This window comes from Pseudomonas sp. G.S.17, from assembly GCF_038096165.1.
Taxonomy (GTDB): domain Bacteria; phylum Pseudomonadota; class Gammaproteobacteria; order Pseudomonadales; family Pseudomonadaceae; genus Aquipseudomonas.
The window spans coordinates 1,915,778-1,933,426 of the sequence record NZ_CP151076.1; the positions used below are offsets into that span (position 1 = coordinate 1,915,778).

Below are 17,649 nucleotides of genomic sequence, written 5' to 3' on the forward strand. Positions count from 1 at the left end.
ATCCACCTTGCTCGCGAAGCTTCGTCACATTCGACATAGTCTGGTCTGAAGCTACGCCTTCGCAAGCAAGCTTGCTCCCACAACTAGTCAGTCCGGCTCACAACCCTTGAGCACCAGCCGAATGATGGTCTGCGCGGCGGCCTCATAATCCGCGTCGTCGAGCCTGGTCTTGCCGGTGACCGTGGAGATCTGCCAGTCGAAATCCGCGTAGGTCTGAGTCGCGGCCCAGATGGTGAACATCAGGTGATGGGGATCGATCCCGGCGATCTGCCCACTGTCGATCCAGGCCTGGATGCATTCGATGTTGTGCCGCGCCTGGCCGTTGAGCTGTTCGACCTGCTCCGGCGTCAGGTGCGGCGCGCCGTGCATGATCTCGCTGGCGAAGACTTTCGAGGCAAACGGCAGCTCGCGGGAAATGCGGATCTTGGAGCGGATGTAGGCGCTGAGCACTTGCGCCGGTACACCCTCACGATTGAAGGGCGTCGAGGCACGCAGGATGGGCTCGATGATGCTTTCGAGCACCTCGCGATAGAGGTTTTCCTTGGACTTGAAGTAGTAATAGACGTTGGGTTTGGGCAGACCGGCCTTGGCGGCGATGTCGCTGGTCTTGGTGGCCGCAAATCCCCGGTCGGCGAACTCTTCACTGGCTGCACGCAGGATCAGCTCTTTATTGCGCTCGCGAATACTGCTCATAAACCAGAGGTTTCCTTGCCCGTTCAGCGGAGGCGCATGGTAGCACCGCCCTCACGCGAGCCTCAAGATCGCGGCATTTGCCGACACGGCTATGGTTCAATAGCGCCAGTTTGATTTTCATTGATTGTGTTAAGGATATTGCCTGTGGCTGCTGGAAGCTTGCTGACCCTTCTGGATGACATTGCAACGCTGCTTGACGATGTCTCGCTCGCTGCAAAAAAAACCGCCGGAGTGCTGGGCGACGATCTCGCGCTCAATGCGCAGCAAGTCACTGGCGTCAGCGCTGACCGTGAACTGCCGGTGGTTTGGGCCGTGGCCAAGGGGTCGCTGCTCAACAAGGCGATTCTGGTACCAGCCGCGTTGCTGATCAGTGCTTTCGCGCCGTGGGGGATCTTGCCGCTGCTGATGATCGGCGGTGCGTTCCTGTGCTTCGAGGGTTTTGAAAAGCTCGCGCACAAATGGCTGCACCCCGAAACCGAAGCAGAGCGCCAGCAACGCACGCAGGCCACTGCCGACCAGAATGTCGACATGGTGGCTTTCGAGAAAGACCGCATCAAGGGCGCGATTCGCACTGACTTCATCCTGTCCGCTGAAATCATCGTGCTCGCCTTGGGCGTGGTTTCCACCCGGCCGTTCATGGACCAGGTTGGCGTGCTGGTGATCGTGGCGGTGCTGATCACCGTCGGCGTTTATGGTCTGGTAGCTGGCATCGTCAAGCTTGACGATCTGGGGCTGTATCTGAAGAAGGGCGCCAATTCAGCCTTGCAAGCAGTCGGCGGCGCATTGCTCTGGCTGGCACCGGTGCTGATGAAAGTGCTGTCCATCGTCGGTACAGCTGCCATGTTCATGGTCGGCGGCGGTATCCTCACCCACGGCCTGCCGTTCGCTCATCACTGGAGCGAAAACCTGACCCAGCGTGCTGCTGAGTCGGTGGGTGGTTTTTCAATGGTTGTCCCGACGGTCATCGACGCTGTCGCCGGGCTGGTAGCGGGCGCACTGTTGGTGTTGCTGGTGACGGTTGCCGGTAGAATCTGGAAACGTATCAGGGCATGAATGGCGAGGTTCGACTCAATGAATAGCCCTTTGTTTTCCAGCGTGGTCGCCTATGCACAACAGTGCGAGCGCCAGCTGGTAGAGATTCTTCATCTGCGACCGAGTCTTGAGCGCAAACAGGTCACCAGCTGGGTCGACGAACAAAGCCATGCCCGCACCGACCGTGACCCGCTGGAGCTGCTGCGCTCGATCAATTCGAATATTCGGGCAGGTAAGCCGTTGCCGTGGGAGTAGCCACGGGATTCGTAATTTGCCCAGGCACCACCTTCAGCTATCCCCGAGAGAAGCCAGTTGCGGCTGGTTTTCTCTTGGCTTCTTCTGGCTGTTGTAGACCGTCGCCAGCACCACCAACGCGACCAGCACCGCCAACAACACCAGCGACGAGCCGACCGTGCCAAAATCCAGGCCGCCCTTGTCAAACGGCTTGGTCAGGAAGTCGCCCAATGTCGCACCGAAAGGCCGGGTCAGGACGAACGCCACCCAAAACAGCAGCACCGTCGAAATCCGGGTGAAGAACTTGAGCGCGACGACGACTGCAATGGCACCGCCGATCAACAACGCCCCACCGGCGAAACCCAGGCCTGAATCGTCTGCCAGGAAGTCGCCCAATGCGGTGCCCAGCGTGTTCGAGAACAGGATCGCGAACCAATAGAACAGCTCACCCTTGAGGGTGGTAATACGGTCCACTGACAGGGATTTTTCACTGAAATGCCAGGCGGCGAATATCGCCAGCAGGATCGCGATCAATATGGCCGAGCCGGTGGCGTAGCCAAGGCCGAGCGTGCGATCCATGAAGTCCGACATGGTGGTGCCAGCCGTGCTGGTAGAAAGAATCACGATCCAGTAAAGCGCCGGGTGGTAACGCCGGGATGCCAGTTGCGTAAAAAGTGTGGCAACGAAGACGCTGATTAATATCAGCGAACTCATCGCATAGCCCACATCCAGGGTCATGGACAGCAAATCACTGGCTGTCTCGCCTAATGTGGTTGCACAGATTTTCATAATCCAGAACGCGAGCGTGATCTGCGGTAGTTTATTCATGTTTGAAACTCAAAGGTGGGTCAGCGATGTCGTTGTTGTTCGGTCGATACGCGAGGGTCGGACATTGCGTCCGACCCTGAATGAATCATGCCAAGTCAAAAGTAAAAAATGAGTCAGCTGGGCATGAAAAATTTATCCATGCGGCTATTAGTTGTCTGCGACTAACTCGGCCTGCGCCGCTGGAACTGGCGGACCAGTGTTGTTACGCAGCGGTAATTCCAGGACGCGTCGGCCATAAAATGCCAGCGCGGTAAAGAATGCCGAGAACCAGACCAGAATACCGGCCCAGAACGTGTGCGACATAAAGTGCCAGCCTTGTAGTACGCGGGTGGTCCCATAAACCATGCCGAGCAATAGCGTCCAGTAAAGCAGCGCTTTGGCATGCCGCCAGCGATAACGACGAGCGACGAAGTACAAGGCGAGCATGGTAAAACCACCGGAGGCATGGCCGCCGGGCCAGCAGCGACCTTTACCGGCTTCACGCAGCAGGCTGAAATTTTCGAACCACTCTTTCTTTTCCATGGTGCCGCCATACAGCGTTGTTTCGATAGGGCAGTAGATGCTGGTATGGCTTTTGAAGTAGTGGATAACACCGGTGGTTATCGCGAAGGAGAAGACCAGGAATAGAAAGTCACGACGGTGCCGCGTGCAGAACCTCAACAGCCTTGCGACGTGTGTTCTCTCCAGAAAGGCAATCATCCGCACATGTTTTTCAGCGTTGAATCGGGGCCACAGAAAAGACAGCACAGCACCAATAATCGCAGCTTCACCGGTCCAGTTTGGAATGATCCGTGCCCAGCGGTGGGTAATGTCCTCGAACAGTTTGTTATGTTCCAGCCAGAACGTGTGGCTGTCGGCGTTATACAGAAGATTGCTGATTGCCACGTCCAGTTGCGTCAAGTCGAACACAACAAATATCGAAAGTGCCAGGAACAGCGGCAGGCCAATATTGATTAGATAAAACTGATGTTTTGGATTATTCACGCGGCATGTCCCGGCTCGAGAGTATTCATGATGGTTACGGGCGTTTGGCAAGTACGGACTTCCAGTCCGGCGCGTCGAGAAAACCCAGGACGTGCGCGGTATGGTCGTCGGGATCCACGGCGACGAACAGCGAGCTGCCGTAATCAAGCATTGAGCGCGACGACACTTGCAGAGAACGTTCCAGCTGGTCGATGCATTCGCTGTGAGTGACCAGGATCAGATTGCGATGATCGGCTTTGTGGCGCAGCACATCCTCCAGCATGGTGCGCCGACAGTTGATCAGCCAGTCTTCACCCGCACTTGCCTGATTGAAGGCGAAGGTCGAGGTCTGCCGGGTTCGGGCCAGCGGACTGCTGAAGATATCGGCATTGGCCAGGCCCAGCGTGCGGAAGGAATTGCCCAGTTCAACGGCTGTGCTCCGACCCTTGCGGGTAATGCCGTCGGCCACATCAAGGCAGGGATTGGTGGAGTGATCACAGCGCTCGGCATGCCGAACCAGAACCACCAGTTCGCCTTTGGCCCAACGCGCATACACATCGGCATTGCGCATATTGCGGCCCTGAGCCAGGTCCACCGGCGCCGCCGCGCGCAGGAACCACAGGCCGATCAATACCGCCAGGATGAAAAAAGACAGCATCACCACCAGCTTCTGATACCGGGCCGGAACGCCGGCGCCCGGTTTATTGCTCGCTCGGCCATGAGCGACGATTCGGCTGAACAGTGATTCCATGATGAGGCGCTATCTACCGTCTGGGTCGGTTAATCAAAATCGACAGCGTCGTAATTCACAGGTGTGCTGAAGACCGTAACGTTGCCGACTCTCAAGGATTGAGTGACTGCATGCTGCGGATCTTAGGGAGGCGGGAGTCAATGATGGGTCAAAGGGATGTGAAAAAAAAATTCACATGTCTCTGGAATCCGCAAACATGACGAGGGCGCTGATGGCCCTCGCCGGGGTTCGATCAGAAGAACACTTTCACCAACAAGCTCGCCGTATTCTGATTGGTATCGAAGTACTTGGTGTCTTCGATGCCGTATTTGTCAGACCAATAGTCGTACTCGATACCGACATACAGCTGGCGATCCGGCAGGTTCAACGCTTTGCCCAGGTCGTATTTGATCTGCGGGTTGAAGTGCACGTTGGATTTGTATTCGCCATTGTGATCGGACTTGTTATCCACGACCCAGTCCATGAAACCGTCGATCAGGATGTCTGATTTGCCCACTGGAATGGTGTAGGACCACACCGGAGTAACCTGCCAGGCGCCGTAACCCTGGCGATGGCCGTCGGTGTAGCGCTTGTAGAAGTTCAGCTGGAAGTAGTCGAAACCGGGGATCTTCAGGTCGAAGCCCGGACCGATCAGGTACGACTCGTTGTCGCCTTCGCCAAACTCATAAGTGGCGGCGAGCAATACGTCGGAGATTGGCCCGAACTCGAATTTCTGACCAAAGATCTTGCCCATGGACAAGCGTGGGGAGATCTCGCCGTAATAAGTGTTATCGCCCGAATTGGCGTCGCCTTTGCCGTTATAAAAGATCTTGTCAATGAACAGGAAGTTGTCGCCGTATTTCCAGCCGTCAGCATGTTCGAAGGTGAAGGTCTGTTGATTTGACGGGTTGACTGCGAAGTCGCGACCGTTCAGATACGTCAGGCTGTTGCTCTGCCATTGTAGAAGGTCGCCGGCCATGGTCTGTCCGGCGGCCAACAAACTGCCGGCAAATACCAGGCTGGAAATAGTACGGTTCATGCGGTGCTCCCCTGTTGATAGGTATGTTTTTGGCGCTCTGTTTTGACGCCTTTTAGTGCCGGTTAAAACATGTCGGTTTGGTCAGCTTTGATGCGCCTTGGATACATAGCAAGAGCTAGGCCAATGCCATAAAAAAAGCGCAAAAGTGCAATCGAAAGCGCTCTGGGCTGTCGATTCAAGGCGTTTTTCCCGAAACTCATGCAGTTGACCGCTCGGTCAGCTAGCTGTCCGGTTGGTCAGGATCCAAAGATGTGCGGTTTTGGCGCGGCGGCGGAGAATACTGGCTCTCGCCATCAGGCTCAAGTGCGCTGCGACGGGGCACGGGTGACGATACTGGGGCACGTCTGCCCGCAGATCGTCCGCGCCGCGCGTTCGTTCAACGTGGATGTAGGGCGTCGCTCGATGCTTGCCGATCCACACCACCGAGAATGTTGAACAGCAGGTTCAACAGCACCGCGCTGAGGGTCGCCATGGCGATGCCGCTGTGGGTGATCGGCCCCATCCATTGCGGCAGATGAGCGAAGAATTCCGGACGCACCACCGGAATCAGGCCCATGCCGATCAGCACTGAAATATTCACCCAGAAGCCGCGCATGAAACGGTTGATGAGCAGGATGGTGAGCAGCACCAATGCCGCGACCAGCAGATAAATCGGATTGCCGAAACTGGGCGCCTTGCTGCCGCCGCCGGCCCAGTTCACTGCGACGGGGAACAATGAAAGGCCAATCGAGGTGATTACCGTGCCGGTCACCAGCGGCGGGAAGAAACGCACGATCTTCGACATGAACGGCGCGATCAACAGGCCAAAGAAACCGGCCGCAATGGTCGCACCGAAAATGCCCGGCATGCCGATCCCCGGCGTTCCGGCCATCACCACCATGCTGCCGACTGCGGCGAAACTGGCGCCCATCATCACTGGCATGCGAATCCCCAACGGGCCGATGCCCAGGGATTGCACGACCGTGGCAATGCCAGCGACCAGCAGGTCGGCGTTGATCAGAAAGGCGATTTCTTCCCGGGACAAGCCGGCGGCCTGACCGATGATCAGCGGCACGGCGATGGCGCCGCCGTACATCAAGAGAACGTGTTGCAGGCCCACCAGGAACAATTGCAGCAGTGGCAGGGGCTGTCTTGGCGGCGCGGCGGGGATGCGCGCGTGAGTGGACTCGGACATGCAACACCTCGGATTTTGTTTTTATTTTTATGGGCAGCGGGGCTGACCGGTACAACGTTTGGATCACGACATCGGGTAAACCGTTGACGACTGTAGGAGCGAATTTATTCGCGAAGAGGCCGGTACATGCACCGACTGGCGTCAGGCATGACAGTGCATTCGCGAGCAAGCTCGCTCCCACCGAGGGGCGTTACCTCAATTAGTCTGCGCCCCTTTATCAATCCATTGCCCCAGCAACTCACGTTCCTGTTGGGTCATCTGGGTGATGTTGCCCAGCGGCATGATTTGCGAAACCACGGCCTGGGCCTGGATACGCGGCGCCAGTTGCTGGATCTGCTGCGGCGTGTCGAACATGATTCCGGCCGGTGCGGTACTGAACAGCGGGCTGGTGGGCTTGGCCGAATGACACACCGCGCAGCGTTCCTGAATCACGCTGTGCACCTTGTCGAAATCGACACCGGGGCTGGCCTTGGCAACCTCAACCGGCGCGGGCGCAGGTTCGGGCCGGGGTTCGTCATGGCGATAACCGCCAATGGCCGTACCCGGCAGCGGCTGATAGTCGATCTTCGCTGCTTCCGGTGCTCTTGGCATTTGCGCAGGACCGGTCACGTAGGCCAGACACAACATGCCGAGGGCTGCGACGGGCAACGTCCAGGCGTATTTATGGCTGTTGTGACGGGTGTTGAAGTAGTGCCGAACCAGCACCGCCAAAACCGCGATCCCGGCCAGGATCAACCAGTTGTACTGGCTGCCGTAAGTGCTCGGGAAGTGGTTGCTGATCATGATGAACAGCACCGGCAAGGTGAAATAGTTGTTGTGCCGCGAACGCAACAGGCCCTTGGCGGGCAGCGATGGGTCCGGCGTGCGGTTCTCGGCGATGGCCGCTACTAGCGCACGCTGGGCGGGCATGATGATGCGGAATACGTTGCCGACCATGATCGTGCCGATGATCGCGCCGACATGCAGATAAGCGCCGCGCCCGCTGAATACTTTGCTGAAACCGTAGGCCGCAGCGATCAACAGCACGAACAGGATAAAGCCGAGCAGGGCAGGGCGTTTGCCCAACGCCGAGTCGCAGAGAAAGCTGTACACGAACCAGCCGACGAACAACGAACCGAGACCCAGTGCCACGCCTTCAAGGCCGGACAGGCTGCTGCCCGGAGCCAGCAGATACAGGGTCGGATTGGCGTAAAACACTACGCACAGCAGCGCGACGCCGGACATCCAGGTGAAATACGCTTCCCATTTGAACCAGTGCAGGTTGTCGGGCATGGTCGGCGGGGCGAGCTTGTACTTTTCCAGGTGATAGATGCCGCCACCATGAATGGCCCACAAATCCCCGGACAGACCGTCACGCGGGTTGACCCGGTTGAGGTTGTTTTCCAGCCAGACGAAATAGAAGGACGCGCCGATCCAGGCGATCCCGACAATCATGTGAATCCAGCGCACGCTTAGATTCAGCCATTCCATCAAATGTGCTTCCACGGTTTTTACCTTTTGCCTGTCGTCACTACGGACGTTCAGACCCTTCTCTTATCGCAGCTGGCGTGAAAACTACTCCGCTCGGCAATACTGCGTTGAAAACAGGCTCGGACTGCTCATTTAGAAGCCTAAACTCCGCGTCCTCGCCTGTTTTCGCCTTGTCTTGCCTTCGCTCGCTACGTTTTCACGCAACCTGCTGGTGGGGGTCGAGAACCAGCCTCTGGCTCTCAGTGAAGAAATGCTCATCGCAGTTATTGCCAGTTCCACTGCGATCAACCACCAGGAAGTCATCCCGCTTTTCGATCGTCAGCACCGGGTGGTGCCAGACGCCGCGATGGTAATTAACGCCCTGCCTGCCATTGGAAATGAAGGCGCGGGCCAACTCTGATTCAGGCACATCGCCAAGTGGCGCGACCACGATCAGAAAGGGGTTGCCGAGCAGCGGCACGAACGCCTGGCTGCCCAGCGGATGGCGCTCCAGCATGCACAGCGTCAACGGCATTTCCAGCGCCTCGGCGCGGAAGATGCTGATGATCGCCTTGTCATCCGGCGTTGCGGTTTCCACTTCGGCCAGACGATGAAAACGCATGGTCGAGCCGTTGTTGATCATGAAGTGATCGCTGCCGTCGGTTTCGATGACGTCACCGAAAGGGGCGAAAGCTTCTTTGGTCAACGGCTCGATGGTCAATGTGCGCATGTTGGGTCTTCTGTTCTTGAGTTCAATTGATTCCATACTGACGACCCGTAGGACCGGCTTTAGCCGGGAGGGGGTCCACACATTCGATGCAATTGTTGCGTCAGGAATGCCTGCTCCCGGCTAAAGCCGGTCCTGCGGGTAATCGGTCACTTCGACACTTTACCCAGCACTCGAAGACGACTCACCCCACCATCCGGGAACACATTCAGGCGGATATGGGTGATCGGTCCCAGCGCCTTGATCTGCTCGGCGAACTCGTGCTCGGCATGCATTTGCAGTTTCTGGCTGGGCAGCAATTCGCGCCAGAACAGGCTCTGGGTTTCGATCTGATTATCGGTGCCGCCCTTGACGAACGCGCCCTGGATCGAGCAGCTGTCCGGGTAGTTGCCCTTGAAGTGCAAGGTGTCGACGATGACTTTCTCGACTTCCCCGGCATGACCCAGGGCAACGATTACCCAGTCATTGCCTGGCGTGCGACGGCGCGCGGTTTCCCAGCCGTCGCCCATGTTCACGCCACGGCCCGGATTGAGGATGTTGCTCATGCGTCCGAAGTGCTCGTCGGAACAGGCCAGGGCCCGACCGCCGTTGAGCGCCGAGGCCAGATCGACCTGCTCGTTGTCAGCCACCGCCGACCAGTCGCGGAACGGGATGCCGTAGACCCGCAAACGCGCAACGCCGCCATCAGGGTAGATATTGAAGCGCAAGTGGCTGAACGCCTGATCGTTGCTGATTTCATGGAAGTGATGGCTGTCGCCGTTCAGTTCCACCGCCGAGAGGATTTCCGTCCACTGGGTGCCGTCATCCGGTTCGCCGGAGGCCAGGAAACAGGCTTCCAGCGACGCCGAAGGCGGATAGTTGCCGGTGAAGAACGAGGTGTCGATGTCCACGCCTTTGATCGAGCCAGCAACACCCAGGCGGATCACCGCGCTGTCGTAACCTTCGAAACGTTTGCGGCGCGACTCCCAGCCGTCCATCCACTTGCCGTTGTCATCGAACACGCCTTCCTTGAACACGGCAGGCGTGGGCTGGAACAAACGGTTGGCGTCGGCGAACCAATCGTCGGTGACGGAAATGATTTTGGTGCCCAGGCGCGCATCGGCCAGGTTGACGAATTTTTCGAAGGGTACGGCGTAAGCTTTCATTCTTTTTGTCTGCCTTTTTTCAGTCGGTGGCGTGGGAATGGTCGGTTGCAAAAGTGGTATGCATCACAAGGCCTGCAAACGAAACAGCGCAATCTTGTTGATCTCCACCAGAGCGCAGGCGAATTCGGTTTCCAGCGGATTGTGAATGCGCGTTTCGAATGCGGCGAGGATCTGATGCCGGTTGCTGCCTTTGACCGCCATGATGAAGGGGAACGCAAACTTCGCTTTATAGGCGTCGTTCAGCTCGGTGAAGCGCTGGAACTCTTCAGCCGTGCATTGGTGGATCCCGGCGCCCGCTTGTTCGTGGGTGCTGGCTTCGGTCAGTTGGCCTTGCACGGCGGCTTTGCCGGCAAGGTCCGGGTGAGCGTTGATCAACGCCAGTTGTGCGGCGTGATCAGCACTCAACAGGATGTCGCTCATGCGCGCATGCAGCGTCTCGATAACGTCGAGTTCCGCGCCCTGGCCTTTGTCGTAGGCCTGCTCGGCAACCCAAGGCGAATGTTCGTAGATGTCGGCGAATGCGCTGACAAAATCTTCGCGGCTCAGGGCCGAGGGTTTGACCGTCTTGAAATGGCTCACAGCGCAGCCTCTGTCTGTGGATTGAACGGGTGTTCGGCGTGCCAGTGGCGAGCAATGTCGACGCGGCGGGTAAACCAGACCTGCTCATGACTTTTTGCATATTCGATAAAGCGCTTGAGCGCAGCAAGTCGGGCAGGGCGGCCGATCAGGCGGCAATGCAGGCCGATGGAAAGCATCTTCGGCGCTTCGGCGCCCTCGGCGTACAACACGTCGAACGCGTCTTTCAGATACTGGAAAAACTGCTCGCCATTGTTGAAACCCTGCACCTGAGTGAAGCGCATGTCATTGGTGTCCAGGGTGTACGGAATCACCAGATGCGCCTTGCCGGTGGGGTTGTTCGGCTCCCAATACGGCAGGTCGTCGTCATAGGTGTCGCAATCGTAGAGAAATCCGCCTTCCTCCATGACCAGTCGCCGGGTATTCGGGCCGGTGCGGCCGGTGTACCAGCCCAGCGGACGTTCACCGCTGATCTCGGTGAGGATGCGGATCGCTTCGAGCATGTGCTCGCGCTCCTGGGCCTCGTCCATGTACTGATAGTCGATCCAGCGATAACCATGGCTGCAGATTTCATGGCCTGCGGCGACCATGGCGCGGATCACATCCGGATGCCGTTGCGCGGCCATGGCCACCGCAAAAATCGTCAGCGGAATATCAAATTCCCTGAACAGCTTGAGGATGCGCCACACACCGGCGCGACTGCCGTATTCGTAGAGCGATTCCATGCTCATGTTGCGCTCGCCCTGCAGCGGTTGCGCGGAGACCATTTCCGAAAGGAAGGCTTCGGACTCCTTGTCGCCATGCAGGATATTGCGTTCGCCGCCTTCCTCGTAATTGAGCACAAACGACAAGGCAATACGTGCGTTGCCCGGCCAGTGTGGATGGGGCGGGTTGCTGCCGTAGCCGATCAGGTCGCGTGGGTAGTCAGCGCTCACTGCAGTCTTCCTCGTGTCGGTGTGTCGTATCTCGCAGGGGGGCAATGGTCTTGCCTGCTTTCACTGCGGCGTTGAGATTGTATACAACTTTGTTTTCACTTTGTAACCCTGTTTTTTCGCCTTCCTGATGAGAAGTAACGTTGCAAGAAACTTGCCTGACTGGTCAGGTTCCAGTGAAAAACCTCAACGATATCCTCAATTCCCGATAAAACGGTCTACTGTGCCTGCGTATGGATTTCCATTGCGGAAAAGCACTTTTAATTGTGTACAACTTTCTATGAAAGTGTCTTAATCGTGCCTTGCTCAAATTTTTAAGCACTGTTTTGAGGCGAGCACGACACTTTTATTCACTGATGAGGCGCAGACGAGCAATGGGAAGATTGACGACGCATGTACTGGACGCTGCACACGGCTGCCCCGGCAGCGCTATCAAGGTCGAACTGTACCGGGTTGAAGGCGAGCGCCTGGACCGGATTGCCAGTACCGTGACCAACAGCGATGGCCGTTGCGATGGGCCGTTGTTACAGGGCGATGATTACCGTTCGGGTGTGTATCAGCTGCAATTTCATGCTGGCGATTACTACCGTGCTCGCGGCACTGCATTGCCGAATCCGGCCTTTCTGGATGTGGTGGTGTTGCGCTTCGGTATTGACGCGGGTCAGGAGCACTATCACGTACCGCTGTTAATCTCGCCCTACAGCTATTCGACCTATCGCGGCAGCTAGATCGCCACGACAGGTCCGACGGTTACCTTGCCCGCCCACACTGCGGGTTTTTTTTGGTCGGTATTGCGCCTTGTAGGAGGGGACTTGTCCCCGAAAGGCGGTAGCTCAGGCAGCGTTCACCTTGCGGATTATCGTTGTCAGGGCCATCGCATTCGGGGACAAGTCCCCTCCTACCGGTCGTTAGATATTAGGGAGCGGGTTTGAATCAGCGACTCAACAACGAAGCCGCTCCCGCAGTACCAAACAACCCGGCGCAGTTGCCGGTTGACGTGATTGCCGCCAGCTTTGCCAGGCCAGGTAAAACAGATACAGGCCGCCGACGATTTTCAGCGCGCTAAACAACTGTTCCGAAGCCAGCAGCAACGCCCCAAGGCCTAACGCCGAAGCGCTGAGCAAGCACACCGAAGCGAGCACGCCGCCGAGAAACGCCGGATACGAGCGCAGCAGGCCGTAATTCAGGCTGTTGCTGATCATCAGCAGCGATAACGGTCCCGGTATCAGAATCACCACCAACGCGGCGCCACTGAACAGCAGCCAGGTTTCCAGGGTCATGCGGTGTGCTCCTTCAAATGCTTGGAACTACAGAAAAATAAACTTGGCAATGAAGATCGCGCACAGCACCCACAGGCTGACCGAGATTTCCTTGTGCTTGCCGGTGCCCGCCTTCAGCACCACGTAAGTGATGAAGCCCAGTGCAATGCCATCGGCCACGGAAAAGGTCAGCGGCATCATGATCGCCGTGACAATCGCCGGAATGCTGTCGGTGGCTTCGTCCCAGTTGATATGGGCCATGCCGCCCATCATCAGCATCGCGACATAGATCAGCGCGCCTGCTGTGGCGTAAGCGGGAATCATGCCAGCCAGCGGCGCAAAAAACATCGCCGCGATAAACAACACGCCCACGGTCACGGCCGTCAGCCCGGTGCGTCCACCTGCTGCAACGCCTGCCGCGCTTTCCACATAACTGGTCACCGGCGGTACGCCGACCATGGCGCCGAACACACTGGACGCGCTGTCGGCCTTCAATGCCCTGGAGAGGTTTTCGATCTTTCCGTCGGCCCGGACCAGCCCGGCGCGCTGGGCGACGCCCATCAATGTCCCGGCGGTATCGAACATGTGCACGAACAGAAAGGCCAGCACCACGCTGATCATGCTGACGTTGAACACGCCTTTGATATCCATCGCCATCCAGGTCGGCGCAAGGCTCGGCGGCGTCGACAAAATGCCCTGATAATGCACCAGCCCCAGACCCCAGCCGGCCAGCGTCACGGCAATGATGCTGATCAGGATCGCGCCAAACACCCGGTGGTAACTGAGCACCGCGATCATCAGAAAGCAGATCGCTGCCAGCAACGGCCCCGGCTCGCGCAGGGAACCGAGCTTGATCAGCGTCGCCGGGCTGTCGACCACAATGCCCGCCGTCTTCAAGCCGATCAGCCCGAGAAACAGGCCAACCCCGGCGCCCATGGCAAAGCGCAGGCTGACCGGAATGCTGTTGAGCAGCCATTCACGCACCCTGGACAAGGTCAAGAACATGAAAATTACCCCGGAAATAAACACCGCGCCCAGCGCCGTCTCCCAGTTGTAACCCATGGTGCCGACCACGGTGTAAGTGAAGAACGCATTCAGGCCCATGCCCGGCGCCAGGCCCACTGGCCAGTTGGCGTACAGGCCCATCAACAGGCAACCCAGGGCTGCCGCGATGCAGGTGGCGACGAATGCTGCGCCGTGGTCGATCCCGGCGTCGGCCATGATGTTCGGGTTGACGAAGATGATGTAAGCCATGGTGATGAACGTGGTCATCCCCGCCAGCAGCTCGGTTTTGACGGTGGTGCCGTGCAGGCTCAGTTTGAAAATGCGTTCCAGAAGACCGCTTCGTGGCGGCGTGAGATCCAGCGGCGTTGCTTCGGATTTGCGGCTTTCCACAGCGGTACCCCTCAAGAATTTTTGTTGTTTTAACCGGCGGCATCAGGCGGCGCCGTGAGGTGAAGCGTGGCGGGTTTCGTTATTTGTTGACCATAAGGTCAGAAACTCGCACGAGACGGATTATGCGTTTGTATACAAATAAAGCAAATAATGTTTTTTCTGTTGTATCGAAAATTATCGGGATTGTGTGCATAAGCCAGACGATGCAATGAGCGACTGATCCGTGTGGGAGCGAGCTCGCTCGCGAAGCGATATTTCAGTCTCAAAATTGTTGTGGCCTGACCGTGCTCTTCGCGAGCAAGCTCGCTCCCACATAGCGCGGTTGTTCAACAGACCTGTGTACAATGCGCCGATCCTTTTCACCTCGACTCACTGCCCACGAGCGCCCATGAACGAACCGTTGCAACCCCTCAAAAAACAGCCGCGTGCGCCCAAATCCGGTCGCACCGGTACCCAGGACGACATCGTCTACGCGCATATTTTCGAGGCGATCCTTGAGCAGCGTCTGGCGCCGGGGACCAAGTTGAGCGAGGAAGCGCTGGGTGAAATTTTTGGCGTGAGCCGCACGATCATTCGTCGCGCCTTGTCGCGTCTGGCCCATGAAGGTGTGGTTTTGTTGCGCCCCAACCGCGGCGCGGTGGTCGCCAGCCCCAGCGTCGAGGAAGCCCGACAGGTGTTCTTTGCCCGGCGTCTGGTGGAAAAAGCCATCACCGAACTGGCCGTGGAACACGCCACGCCGGAGCAGCTTGCCGAGTTGCGACAGATGGTCACCGACGAGCGAGACAGTTTTTCCAAGGGTGATCGCGGCGCAGGCATTCGCCTGTCGGGGGAGTTTCACTTGCAACTGGCCGTAGCGGCGAAGAACGCGCCGCTGATCAGCTTCCAGCGCAGCCTGGTTTCGCAGACGTCATTGATCATTGCCCAGTACGAAAGCGGCAATCGCTCGCACTGTTCCTACGACGAGCACACCCAGCTGATAGACGCCATCGAAGCGCGGGATGGCAAGCGCGCGGTGCAGCTGATGATGCACCACATGGACCACATCGACAGCAAACTGAACCTCGACGAAGACAACGCCTCGGACGACCTGCACGCCGTGTTTTCGCACTTGATGCTGAGCAAGAAAAAGCCGGGCCGGGTGGTGTGACTTAACTGGACCGCAGCGCAGCGCAACGCACCCCGTAGGACCGGCTTTAGCCGGGAGCGGGGCATTTCATTTAAACGATTGCCCTCCTGGCTGAAGCCGGTCCTACGGGATGACTTTCATTGCCTGCTATGCACCAACTGCCCCGCCGAATAGGTCTCCTGCACGGTGCGGTCATCCCCCAGCGTCATCAGCACGAACAGCGTTTCCTCGATGTTCTTCGCCTGCTTGAGGCGATAGGAAAGCAGCGGCGTGGCGTGATAATCCAGCACCAGGAAGTCCGCTTCGCTGCCCGGTTGCAGGCTGCCGATCTTGTCTTCCAGACGCAGTGCCCGCGCACCACCCAAGGTTGCCAGGTACAGCGATTTGAACGGGCTGAGTTTCGCACCCTGCAACTGCATGACTTTGTAGGCTTCGTTCAGGGTTTGCAGGATTGAAAAACTGGTGCCGCCACCTACGTCAGTGCCCATGCCGACGTTGACCTTGTGCTTCTCGGCCATCGGCAGGTTGAACAGGCCGCTGCCGAGGAAGAAGTTCGACGTCGGACAGAACGAGATGGCCGAACCGGTTTCTGCCAGCCGCGCACATTCGGCGTCACACAGGTGCACGCCGTGAGCGAACACCGAGCGCTGGCCCAGCAGTTTGAAATGGTCGTACACGTCCAGATAGCCGCTGCGCTCGGGGAACAGCGCCTTGACCCACTCGACTTCCTGCAGGTTTTCGCTGATGTGGGTCTGCATGTACAGATCCGGATATTCGGTGAGCAATTGACCGGCCAGCGTCAGTTGTTCGGGCGTGCTGGTGGGCGCGAAACGCGGCGTCACTGCGTAGTGCAGTCGACCCTTGCCGTGCCAGCGTTCGATCAGGGCCTTGCTGTCGGCGTAGCCTGATTCCGGCGTGTCGGTCAGATAATCCGGCGCATTGCGATCCATCATCACTTTGCCGGCGATCATGCGCAGGTCGAGCTTTTCTGCGGCCTGGAAAAACGCCTCCACCGACTCCTTGTGCACGCTGCCGAACACCAGTGCCGTGGTGGTGCCGTTGCGCAACAGTTCCTTGAGAAAGATGTCCGCGACTTCTGCCGCATGGGCCGGGTCGGCGAACTGTTTTTCGCAGGGGAAGGTGTAGGTATTGAGCCAGTCCAGCAGCTGTTCGCCGTAGGAACCGACCATGCCGGTCTGCGGTAAATGGATGTGCGTGTCGATGAAACCGGGCGTGATCAGCGCGTCCTTGTATTCGATCACTTCGACTTCGGCATCGAGTGCGCCGAGTAAATCAGCAGCATCACCGATGGCGGAAATCTTGCCGTTCTCGACCAGCAGCAGGCCGTCGGCGAAATATTCGTAGGAAGCCTGCATCCCGACTTCGGCTGGATCGCCGAGGCTGTGAAGGATGGCGGCGCGGTAGGCTTTTTGGCTGGACGTCATAAGAATCTCATTGGGCCTGGCTGCGGCGGGACACCGGCAGCAGTTTGGCGATAGGTTCGGCGCTTGAACGGTGCTGGCCGAAATTGACGTTGTAGGTGGCGATCACCTCGGCGGCGATGGACACGGCGATTTCGATGGGCAATTTGCCCTTCACTTCGGCCAGACCCATGGGGCAGCGCATGCGTTGCAGCAATGCCGCATCAAAACCCCGGTCACGCAAACGGTGCTCGAATTTGACCCGTTTGGTCTTCGAACCGATCAGGCCGAAATAGGCAAAGTCGCCGCGCTTGAGAATCGCGGCGGTCAGTTCCAGGTCCAGTTGATGGTTGTGGGTCATGACGATGCAGTAGCTGCCGCTGGGCAATGCGTCGATCTCATCAAGTGGGTCTTCGGCGACAATTTTGTGCACGCCGTGAGGAATCTGCGCCGGGAATTCCTGCTCGCGGGAATCGATCCAGCGCACCCGGCAGGGCAGGCTGGCCAATAGTGGCACCAGGGCGCGGCCAACATGACCGGCGCCAAACACAGCAATCTGCGCTTGAGGCTGGCCCATGGGTTCGAACAGCAGCACGTTCACGCCGCCGCAGCACTGACCGAGGCTCGCGCCCAGGCTGAAGCGCTCCAGACGGGTGTTCTGGCTGCCGCTGGCGAGCATTTCCCGAGCGATTTCCATGGCCTTGTATTCCAGATGCCCGCCACCGATGGTGTCGAAAATTCGTTCGGCGCTGACCACCATCTTCGAACCGGCATTGCGCGGCGTCGAGCCACGCTCTTCGATGATGGTCACCAACACGCAGGCTTCGCCCCGGCTTTGCAGTTCGGCGAGGGCGCTGATCCAGTTGTTCATGATGAACATTCCTCAATCCTGTAGGCGCGAGTTTGGTGGGAGCGAGCTTGCTCGC

Annotated in this window: 17 protein-coding genes and 2 pseudogenes; 4 read left to right on the top strand and 15 right to left on the bottom strand. The window is 58.1% G+C overall.

Annotated elements, in window-relative coordinates; all coding sequences use genetic code 11:
- Positions 1-87: 87 nt before the first annotated feature.
- Positions 88-693 carry a TetR/AcrR family transcriptional regulator gene (locus AABC73_RS08800; protein ID WP_341523246.1) on the bottom strand — a complete coding sequence of 202 codons (606 nt, stop codon included), beginning with the start codon at positions 691-693 and terminating at the stop codon, positions 88-90.
- Between the two features lie 144 nt (positions 694-837).
- Between AABC73_RS08800 and AABC73_RS08805 the strand changes: the two genes are divergently transcribed.
- Together AABC73_RS08805 and AABC73_RS08810 are read left to right on the top strand one after the other, a co-directional pair.
- Entirely contained in the window at positions 838-1,746 is a 909-nt protein-coding gene (locus AABC73_RS08805; protein WP_341523247.1) for a DUF808 domain-containing protein, read from the top strand.
- A gap of 18 nt (positions 1,747-1,764) precedes the next feature.
- Complete coding sequence (locus AABC73_RS08810; protein WP_341523248.1) at positions 1,765-1,980, top strand: hypothetical protein; 216 nt, start codon at positions 1,765-1,767, stop codon at positions 1,978-1,980.
- 33 nt (positions 1,981-2,013) lie between these two features.
- Here AABC73_RS08810 and AABC73_RS08815 read toward each other — a convergent pair whose 3' ends face one another.
- The 10 genes and pseudogenes from AABC73_RS08815 to puuE form a co-directional block, all read right to left on the bottom strand.
- On the bottom strand, positions 2,014-2,787 hold the full coding sequence (locus AABC73_RS08815) for a hypothetical protein (protein WP_341523249.1): 774 nt from the start codon (positions 2,785-2,787) through the stop codon (positions 2,014-2,016).
- 147 nt (positions 2,788-2,934) lie between these two features.
- Positions 2,935-3,771 carry a phosphatase PAP2 family protein gene (locus AABC73_RS08820; RefSeq protein WP_341523250.1) on the bottom strand — a complete coding sequence of 279 codons (837 nt, stop codon included), beginning with the start codon at positions 3,769-3,771 and terminating at the stop codon, positions 2,935-2,937.
- 34 nt (positions 3,772-3,805) lie between these two features.
- Positions 3,806-4,501: a histidine phosphatase family protein gene (locus AABC73_RS08825; protein ID WP_341523251.1), complete on the bottom strand. Its 696-nt coding sequence runs from the start codon at positions 4,499-4,501 to the stop codon at positions 3,806-3,808.
- A gap of 232 nt (positions 4,502-4,733) precedes the next feature.
- Positions 4,734-5,519, bottom strand: a complete 786-nt coding sequence (locus AABC73_RS08830) for an outer membrane protein OmpK (protein ID WP_341523252.1) — start codon at positions 5,517-5,519, stop codon at positions 4,734-4,736.
- A gap of 547 nt (positions 5,520-6,066) precedes the next feature.
- Positions 6,067-6,693: pseudogene (locus AABC73_RS08835) on the bottom strand (solute carrier family 23 protein); the annotation flags it as partial.
- A 195-nt stretch (positions 6,694-6,888) separates the two neighbouring features.
- On the bottom strand, positions 6,889-8,178 hold the full coding sequence (locus AABC73_RS08840; RefSeq protein ID WP_341523253.1) for a urate hydroxylase PuuD: 1,290 nt from the start codon (positions 8,176-8,178) through the stop codon (positions 6,889-6,891).
- A gap of 181 nt (positions 8,179-8,359) precedes the next feature.
- On the bottom strand, positions 8,360-8,872 hold the full coding sequence (locus tag AABC73_RS08845) for an ureidoglycolate lyase (RefSeq protein ID WP_341523254.1): 513 nt from the start codon (positions 8,870-8,872) through the stop codon (positions 8,360-8,362).
- Positions 8,873-9,018: 146 nt separating this feature from the next.
- Positions 9,019-10,014 (bottom strand): allantoicase, encoded by a 996-nt coding sequence (alc, locus tag AABC73_RS08850; RefSeq protein WP_047577800.1) that lies wholly within the window; start codon positions 10,012-10,014, stop codon positions 9,019-9,021.
- A 63-nt stretch (positions 10,015-10,077) separates the two neighbouring features.
- Positions 10,078-10,593 carry a 2-oxo-4-hydroxy-4-carboxy-5-ureidoimidazoline decarboxylase gene (gene uraD / locus AABC73_RS08855; protein WP_341523255.1) on the bottom strand — a complete coding sequence of 172 codons (516 nt, stop codon included), beginning with the start codon at positions 10,591-10,593 and terminating at the stop codon, positions 10,078-10,080.
- Positions 10,590-11,525, bottom strand: coding sequence for an allantoinase PuuE (puuE, locus tag AABC73_RS08860; protein ID WP_341523256.1), 936 nt, complete (start codon positions 11,523-11,525; stop codon positions 10,590-10,592). Before puuE ends, uraD begins: the two co-directional genes overlap by 4 nt.
- 371 nt (positions 11,526-11,896) lie before the next feature.
- On the opposite strand from puuE, the gene uraH reads away from it, so the two are divergent.
- On the top strand, positions 11,897-12,250 hold the full coding sequence (gene uraH, locus AABC73_RS08865) for a hydroxyisourate hydrolase (RefSeq protein ID WP_341523257.1): 354 nt from the start codon (positions 11,897-11,899) through the stop codon (positions 12,248-12,250).
- A 258-nt stretch (positions 12,251-12,508) separates the two neighbouring features.
- Here uraH and AABC73_RS08870 read toward each other — a convergent pair.
- Together AABC73_RS08870 and AABC73_RS08875 are read right to left on the bottom strand one after the other, a co-directional pair.
- A pseudogene (locus tag AABC73_RS08870) lies at positions 12,509-12,802 on the bottom strand (LysE family transporter); the annotation flags it as partial.
- Between the two features lie 27 nt (positions 12,803-12,829).
- Entirely contained in the window at positions 12,830-14,176 is a 1,347-nt protein-coding gene (locus AABC73_RS08875; RefSeq protein ID WP_341523258.1) for an NCS2 family permease, read from the bottom strand.
- A gap of 388 nt (positions 14,177-14,564) precedes the next feature.
- On the opposite strand from AABC73_RS08875, the gene AABC73_RS08880 reads away from it, so the two are divergent.
- Positions 14,565-15,323: a GntR family transcriptional regulator gene (locus AABC73_RS08880; RefSeq protein WP_341523259.1), complete on the top strand. Its 759-nt coding sequence runs from the start codon at positions 14,565-14,567 to the stop codon at positions 15,321-15,323.
- A gap of 116 nt (positions 15,324-15,439) precedes the next feature.
- On the opposite strand, the gene guaD is transcribed toward AABC73_RS08880, so the two are convergent.
- Both guaD and xdhC read right to left on the bottom strand, forming a co-directional pair.
- The gene (guaD, locus tag AABC73_RS08885; protein ID WP_341523260.1) at positions 15,440-16,747 is read right to left on the bottom strand and encodes a guanine deaminase; all 1,308 of its coding nucleotides are present in this window, start codon (positions 16,745-16,747) and stop codon (positions 15,440-15,442) included.
- 7 nt (positions 16,748-16,754) lie between these two features.
- Positions 16,755-17,594, bottom strand: a complete 840-nt coding sequence (gene xdhC, locus AABC73_RS08890; protein ID WP_341523261.1) for a xanthine dehydrogenase accessory protein XdhC — start codon at positions 17,592-17,594, stop codon at positions 16,755-16,757.
- Between the last annotated feature and the right edge of the window lie 55 nt (positions 17,595-17,649).